6 protein-coding genes and 2 pseudogenes are annotated in these 7251 nt (G+C 68.7%); 2 read left to right on the forward strand and 6 right to left on the reverse strand.

The annotated features are described in order from the left end of the window. The 6 genes and pseudogenes from ADBZ5U_RS13270 to ADBZ5U_RS13295 form a co-directional block, all read right to left on the reverse strand. On the reverse strand, positions 1-359 hold a 359-nt coding region (locus ADBZ5U_RS13270; protein ID WP_526810918.1), incomplete at its 3' end, for a saccharopine dehydrogenase NADP-binding domain-containing protein. 268 nt (positions 360-627) lie between these two features. Continuing rightward, positions 628-852 (reverse strand): annotated as a pseudogene (locus tag ADBZ5U_RS13275) (transglycosylase family protein); the annotation flags it as partial. 315 nt (positions 853-1167) lie between these two features. Then, positions 1168-1401, reverse strand: a pseudogene (locus ADBZ5U_RS13280) (transglycosylase family protein); the annotation flags it as partial. Between the two features lie 511 nt (positions 1402-1912). After that, positions 1913-2497, reverse strand: a complete 585-nt coding sequence (gene mobA, locus ADBZ5U_RS13285; protein WP_526810920.1) for a molybdenum cofactor guanylyltransferase — start codon at positions 2495-2497, stop codon at positions 1913-1915. 3 nt (positions 2498-2500) lie between these two features. Further along, positions 2501-3577: a thiamine pyrophosphate-dependent enzyme gene (locus ADBZ5U_RS13290; protein WP_526810922.1), complete on the reverse strand. Its 1077-nt coding sequence runs from the start codon at positions 3575-3577 to the stop codon at positions 2501-2503. Continuing rightward, positions 3574-5523, reverse strand: a complete 1950-nt coding sequence (locus ADBZ5U_RS13295) for a 2-oxoacid:acceptor oxidoreductase subunit alpha (protein ID WP_526810924.1) — start codon at positions 5521-5523, stop codon at positions 3574-3576. The genes ADBZ5U_RS13290 and ADBZ5U_RS13295 overlap by 4 nt, the downstream gene beginning before the upstream one ends. A gap of 227 nt (positions 5524-5750) precedes the next feature. Between ADBZ5U_RS13295 and ADBZ5U_RS13300 the strand changes: the two genes are divergently transcribed. Both ADBZ5U_RS13300 and fdhD read left to right on the forward strand, forming a co-directional pair. Beyond that, positions 5751-6257, forward strand: a complete 507-nt coding sequence (locus tag ADBZ5U_RS13300; protein ID WP_526810926.1) for a nitroreductase family deazaflavin-dependent oxidoreductase — start codon at positions 5751-5753, stop codon at positions 6255-6257. 44 nt (positions 6258-6301) lie between these two features. After that, positions 6302-7123: a formate dehydrogenase accessory sulfurtransferase FdhD gene (fdhD, locus tag ADBZ5U_RS13305; RefSeq protein WP_526810928.1), complete on the forward strand. Its 822-nt coding sequence runs from the start codon at positions 6302-6304 to the stop codon at positions 7121-7123. Positions 7124-7251: the final 128 nt, after the last annotated feature.

The raw sequence follows: 7251 nt of genomic DNA on the forward strand, positions 1-7251 counted from the left end.
ATGCTCTGCCGGACGAACATCGCCTCACCGGTCAGGTCGGCGTAGTCGGTGCCGGCCTTGGCGCAGGCGGCGACCAGCGGCAGCCCGTACCGGCTGTAGGGACCGACGGTGGTCACCACCACCCGGGTGCGGGCGGCCATCGCGTCGAGGGTCGAGGGCCTGCCGGCGTCGGCGATCAGCAGCGGCCAGTCCCGGGCGGCCCCGGGCAGGCTCGCCCGGAGGGCCTCCAGTTTCCCCTGGGAACGCCCGGCCAGCGCGATGCGGGCGGGTCCGCCCGCCTCGGCCAGGTATTCGGCGGTGAGCTTGCCGACGAAGCCGGTGGCCCCGTAGAGAACGATGTCGAAATCACGCTCGGTCATGGGTCGAACCTACCGGTCGGGGTGTGGCCGCTCTTCGGCGCCGCGGCCCGGCACTGGCGGTGCGGTGAAAGCCTGAGGCGACCGGACGTCAGCGGATTCCGATCGCGTCGGCGAACGCCTGACCGGGATTGGTCAAAGCGGTGCACATCCGGCCCCAATCGATCAGACCCAGCGGACCGCGGCCCAGGCCCTGGCACCGGCCGTCCGCCCCGGTCGGGGTGCCGGGCGCGGCAGGGACATCGGCCGACACCGCGAACACCGGGGCGCCGCCAGCCTTCCCGCAGGAGGGCCAGGCGCCGATGCCCTGGGTCCGCAGCACGTTCTCGGCGACCCGGATCTGCTCCTCGCGGGAGGCCTGGTGCGGCATCCCTGTTCCGCCGTTGGACTTCCAGGTGGCCTGGCTGAACTGCAGTCCGCCGTAGTAGCCGTTGCCGGTGTTGATCGCCCAGTTCCCGCCGGACTCGCACTGCGCGACGGCGTCCCAGTTCACGCTGCTCTGCGCGGCGGCGGTGCCGCTGCCCAGTGCCAGGCCGGCGAGGATCAGTCCGAAGGCGAGGGCCGCCAGGGCGACGATCTTGCGGATCGTGGTCATGGTGGCCCTTCCGGTAGCTGCCGCAGTTGTGGGGTGTTTCGCGGCGGCTGGGGCCGTTGTTACAGAAGAGACGCGACCTCTTTATGAGGAGACTTATTCGACCAGGGTTCCGATGAGGTCGACGATCCGCCGCTGCCCGGTCGTTCCTATGGATAAAAAGAAGTGGCGCCGGATTTCTCCGGCGCCACTTCTGACGAAATGTGTGCGGTCAGGCTTTTAGCCCAGTCCGCCGCAGGTCGGCCAGGCGCCGATGCCCTGGGTGCGCAGAACGTTCTCCGCGACCCGGATCTGCTCCTCACGCGAGGCCTGGTGCGGCATACCGCTGCCACCGTTGGACGACCACGTCGACGGGCTGAACTGCAAGCCGCCGTAGTAGCCGTTGCCGGTGTTGATGGCCCAGTTGCCACTGGACTCACAGGCCGCGATGGCGTCCCAGTTCACGCTGTCGGCGTTGGCGACGCCGGCGCCCAGGGCGATCGGGGCCACTGCGATCGCACCGGCGGCCGATGCCACCTTGATGGCCATTCCGATATTGCGGATTTTCTTCAACAGACTTTCCTTTCGCCGGCGTGCGCCAGATCCGGTTCACCAGATCCCTGGAAACTCGGATTTCGGTTCGTGCCGTCTCGGTCTGACACGACAGCGGAGGTCACGCTCGCTTCGCTCCGCTCACACACAGGGTTTCTAATCTGGAATTGTGTTTGACCCTTTCACGGGCTGGGTACGACCGTACGTGAGATCTGCGAGCCAAGCTATGTCAGTGACACGACAATTTCAGGCAGATAACGGCATTATCACGACGGTTGGAATTCCACGGTCACCGCAGGTCACGGCGGCGTGTCAGAGGCGCCCCCACCATGACGGACCCGTCGTTTATGTGACGCAGATCACAGTGAATTTGTGAATGGGCGCACAGCGATACAATTCACATAAACCACATTCGCCACAATGATAACAGGTATCAACGGTCGGCCGGCCCGTTGAGATTGGTCAGCGCACGCTGCCGCGACAGGACCACCCGCTGGGTGAACACCGACTCGGTCAACGCCCTCATGCTGCGCTTCCCCGCCGCGACCAGGGCCTCGATGTCCCCGGCCAAACCGGTCCGGTAGATCCCGGCCAGGTAGTGGTCGCGGCCGTCCCAGGGCAGGACGACGTCGGCGCCCCGATGGCCGACCAGCTCATCGAGCAGCTCGACGGACAGGTAGGGCATGTCGACGGCGCTGACGAAAGCCCGGTCACGCCCGGCGGATGCCGCGGCCCGCAAGCCCCGGCCGGTGGCCAGCAGCGGCCCGACACCGCGGATCTCGTCCCGGATGATGTGCACGTCGGGCGCCGCGATTCCCGCGTCCAGCGGGGGCAGCGCCTGCCCGGGTGCGGCCATCACGAATATCGGGGAGCACCGCCGGGCCAGCACGGCCACGGTGTGCTCGACCATGCTGAGGCCGGGCCGCACCGGGTGCGGCATGGTGGCCTTGTCCCGGCCCATCCGCCGTGAGGCGCCGCCGGCCAGGACCACCGCCGCCGGCGAATCGCCGCGCGGCACCGGCTAGTCCACGGTCCAGGTGTCGCGGCCGCGCAGCAGCGACTGCAGCGCCGCGCGGTCGTGCGGGGTGGCGGCGCGGGCCGCCGCCAACTGGGCGCGGGCGGCGTCGTCGTAGGCGGGCCGGACGACCTGCCGGAAGATGCCCATCACGGTGTGGTCCAGGTTCTGGTCGCTGAGCCGGGACAGCGCGAACGCGTAGGCCGGGTTGTCGGCCCCGGCGTCGTGCACCACGATCTGCTCGGCCGCCACCTCGGCGGTCTTCGCCACGTCGAGCCCGAATCCGGACTGCACCACGCAGTATTCGCCGTCGGCCCCGAAGGTGATCGGCTCGCCGTGGCGAACCGGGACGACCCGCTCCTCCGCGCCCTCCTTGCGCAGGACGTCGAACGAGCCGTCGTTGAAGATCGGGCAGTCCTGCAGGATCTCCACCAGTGCGGCGCCCCGGTGGGCTGCGGCCGCCCGCAGCACCTCGGAGAGGCCCTTGCGGTCGGAGTCCAGCGCCCGGGCCACGAACGTCGCCTCCGCGCCCAGTGCCACCGACACCGGGTTGAACGGCTGGTCCAGCGACCCCATCGGGGTGGACTTGGTGACCTTTCCGATCTCGGAGGTCGGCGAGTACTGGCCCTTGGTCAGGCCGTAAATCCGGTTGTTGAACAGCAGGACGGTGATGTTCATGTTGCGCCGCAGGGCGTGGATGAGGTGGTTGCCGCCGATGGACAGCGCGTCGCCGTCCCCGGTGACCACCCACACCGACAGGTCGGGGCGGGCCAGTGCCAGGCCGGTGGCGACCGTCGGCGCCCGGCCGTGGATGGAGTGGAATCCGTAGGTCTCCAGGTAGTACGGGAACCGACTGGAGCAGCCGATCCCGCTGACGAAGGCGATGTTCTCCCGGCGCAGTCCGAGTTCCGGCAGGAAGTTGCGGATGGTGTTGAGGATGACGTAGTCACCGCAGCCCGGGCACCAGCGCACTTCCTGGTCGCTGGTGAAGTCCCTGGACTTCTGCGGCGCCTCGGCGACGGGAACCCCGGCGGTCTTAGACGGAGACGCCGTGACGAGGCCGAGATCGGCGCCGATCGTCATGCGTTCGCTCCCGGTTGCGCGATCACCGCGGCCGCAGAAGTTCTGGCCGCAGTCAGTCTGGCGAATTTCGCCTTGTCCCTTTCGATTTCGCGGAGCGTACCGTCCAGCGCCGCGTCGATGATTCCTTCGATCTCATCTGCGCGGAACGCCATGCCGGCGACCTTGGTGACCGATTGCACGTCCACCAGATACCTGCCACGCAACAGCAGGGCGAGTTGACCGAGGTTCATCTCCGGCAGCACCACCTTGCGGTAGCGGGACAGCACGTCGGCGAGATTGCCCGGCAGTGGGTTGAGGTGGCGCAGTTGGGCGTGCGCGACGTTCACCCCGCGGCGCCGGGCCCGACGGCAGGCCTCACCGATCGGCCCGAACGAACTGCCCCAGCCCAGGATCAGCAGGTCGGCATCGCCGGTGGGATCGTCGACCTGTAGATCCGGGACCTCGATCCCGTCGATCTTGGCCTGCCGCAACCGCACCATCTGGTCGTGATTGTCGCCCTGGTACGAGATGTCCCCGGAGCCGTCGGCCTTCTCCAACCCGCCGATGCGGTGTTCCAGACCGGCGGTGCCGGGGACCGCCCACTGGCGGGCCAGGGTCTGCGGATCCCGCGCGTAGGGCGCGAAATCCGCTCCGGCAGTGGCGAATCCGGGGTCGATCGGGGCGAGGTCACCGACGTCGGGAATGCGCCAGGGCTCGGAGCCGTTAGCGATGGCGCCGTCGGAGAGCAGGATCACCGGCGTCCGGTAGGTCAGCGCGATCCGCGCGGCCTCCACCGCGATCTCGAAGCAGTCCGACGGCGTGCAGGGCGCCAGCACCGCGACCGGGGATTCGCCGTTGCGCCCGAACATGACCTGCAGCAGGTCGGCCTGCTCGGTCTTGGTCGGCAGGCCCGTCGAGGGACCGCCGCGCTGGACGTCGACGACCACCAACGGCAGTTCGGTCATCACCGCCAGACCGATGAACTCCGACTTGAGCGCGACGCCGGGGCCCGAGGTGCTGGTGACTCCCAATGCGCCGCCGTAGGACGCTCCCAGCGCAGCGCCGATCCCGGCGATCTCGTCCTCGGCCTGAAAGGTCAGGACATCGAAGTTCTTGTGCTTGGACAGCTCGTGGAGGATGTCCGAAGCCGGGGTGATCGGGTAGCTGCCCAGCACCACCTGGACGCCGGCGAGTTGGCCGGCGGCGATGATCCCGTAGGCCAGCGCGGTGTTGCCGGAGATCTGCCGGTACTCGCCGGGGGCGAGCCTGGCCGGGGCCACCTCGTAGGTGGTCGCGAAGGCTTCGGTGGTCTCGCCGTAGTTCCAGCCGGCCCGCAGCGCCAGCACGTTGGCCTGCGCGACTTGGGCCTTGCGCGCGAACTTCTCCCTGATGACGGTCTCACTGTGCTCCACCGGCCGGCCGTACATCCAGGACAGCAGGCCCAGGGCGAACATGTTCTTGGCGCGCTCGCCGTCCTTCTTCGACACCCCGCTGGGCTCCACCGCCCCCAGGGTCAGCGTGGTCATCGGGACGTCGTGCACGACGTAGTCGGACAACTCGCCGCTGTGCAGCGGGTCGGCCGAGTAGCCGACCTTGGCGAGGTTGCGTTTGGTGAACTCGTCGGAGTTGGCGATCACGGTGCCACCGCGCGGCAGGTCGGCCAGATTGGCCTTCAGCGCCGCGGGATTCATCGCCACCAGGACGTCGGGGCGGTCGCCGGCGGTGAGGACGTCGTAGTCGGCGATCTGAATCTGGAATGACGAGACACCCGGCAGCGTGCCTGCCGGCGCCCGGATTTCGGCGGGGTAGTTGGGTTGGGTGGCAAGGTCGTTGCCGAACAGAGCGGCTTCGGAGGTGAACCGGTCGCCGGTCAACTGCATGCCGTCGCCGGAATCCCCGGCGAACCTGATGACGACCTTCTCGAGTCTCTGCCGGTTCTGCGCAGCACCGTTGCCGTTCAGACCCACGTCGCCGCCTTTCCGTTGGTTACGGCGGGATTTCTGCTACTCGCGGTACCGATTATTACACTTTCTCAGGGTTGCGGGCCTGCATCCCTGGAGGACACGCCGTCGGGGCTCGGCGCGAAAGCACAGTTCAGGGCAGTGACATAGGGGGACGCAGAGGTCGATTGTGTCGTTGGTCACTTTCGGCCGTCAGCGAATATTAAGAAACGCCGCCCCGGCATCATGGGTCCATGCCGGACGCCTTCCCCGCCCCGCATTGGGGCCGCGAGACCGTGTCGAAACTGGTCGCGCCCGCCTACCGGTTCGCTTCCACCCCGGCGGGATCCCGCGTCCTGCGGGTGTTCGTCCCCCTGGACCGTCGCGTGCTGGCCGCGACCAAGGGCAAGTACTCCCTGTTCGGCCCGGGCGCGCTGCCGTCACTGCTGCTGACCACGACCGGGCGGAAGTCCGGCCTGCCGAGGACGACGGTGCTGAGTTACCTGCGCGACGGTGACCGCCTGCTGGTGCTGGGCAGCAACTGGGGTCAGCAATCCCACCCCGGGTGGGCGGTGAACCTGCAGGCCGATCCGGTCGCCACCGTCGCCATGGGGGGCGTCGAGATCCCGGTGCGGGCGACGCTTCTGCAGGGCGCCGAACGTGAGCGCTGCCTGCAGCGGTTCCTGTCCTACCCGATGTACCGGGCGTACCTCACCCGCACCAACCGTGATCTGAAGCTGTTTGCGTTGTCGCGGGCCTAGATTGGACTGATGCGGATCGGCCCACCCGGAAACCCGGCCCGGCAATGGGCCGGGTGACCGCCCGGCGGCGGGTCAGCCACCTCGCCGGGGACAGCGCCACCCAGCGGGCCGACACCGTCGTCGTCGAGGAACCGCTGGAGATCCGGGTCGACGGATCGGCGATCACGGTCACGATGCGCACCCCCGGCTCGGACTTCGAACTGGCCCAGGGATTCCTGCTCACCGAGGGTGTGATCGCGGCGCGCGGAGACGTGCTGACCGTCCGGTACTGCAACGGCGCCGGGGAGGACGGGGCCAACAGCTACAACGTCCTGGACGTGACCCTGGCCGCCGGGGTGCCCGCACCCGCGGTGGACCCGACCCGCAACTTCTACACCACCTCGTCGTGCGGGGTCTGCGGCAAGGCGTCGCTGGACGCCGTGCGACTGGCCAGCCGGCACTCCCCCGGCGACGACCCGTCGACCGTAGCGGCGGCGACGCTGTCCGCCATGCCGGCCCAATTACGTTCGGCGCAAAAGGTTTTCGCGACCACCGGCGGCTTGCACGGCGCGGCGTTGTTCGGCGTCGACGGCACCATGCTGACGGTGCGGGAGGACGTCGGCCGGCACAACGCGGTGGACAAGGTGATCGGCTGGGCGCTGGAATCCGGGCGGATCCCGCTCAGCGGAACGGTACTGCTGGTCAGCGGCCGGGCGTCGTTCGAGTTGACCCAGAAGGCGGTGATGGCCGGCATACCGGTGCTGGCCGCGGTGTCGGCGCCGACGTCCCTGGCGGTGGATCTGGCCGCCCAGTCCGGACTGACCCTGGTGGCGTTCCTGCGCGGCGACTCGATGAACGTCTACAGCCGACCCGACCGGGTGACCTGACCCCGCGAGCAGACACAAACTCCCCCGAAACCCCGGCGTGTCGGGGACCTGTACGTCTGCTCGCGGGCGGGGACTAGGCGGACTTGTCGCGGCGCTCGCTGCGGGGGGTCTTGCGCGGCACGATGGTC

The organism is Mycobacterium sp., assembly GCF_040398885.1.
In the GTDB taxonomy this organism is placed as follows: domain Bacteria; phylum Actinomycetota; class Actinomycetes; order Mycobacteriales; family Mycobacteriaceae; genus Mycobacterium.

Bases quoted from the DNA above. Each gene is read 5' to 3' on its own strand.
- ADBZ5U_RS13290 (WP_526810922.1), bottom strand. From the start codon at position 3,577: ATGACGATCGGCGCCGATCTCGGCCTCGTCACGGCGTCTCCGTCTAAG.
- ADBZ5U_RS13300 (WP_526810926.1), top strand. From the start codon at position 5,751: ATGCCGGACGCCTTCCCCGCCCCGCATTGGGGCCGCGAGACCGTGTCG.
- fdhD (WP_526810928.1), top strand. From the start codon at position 6,302: ATGGGCCGGGTGACCGCCCGGCGGCGGGTCAGCCACCTCGCCGGGGAC.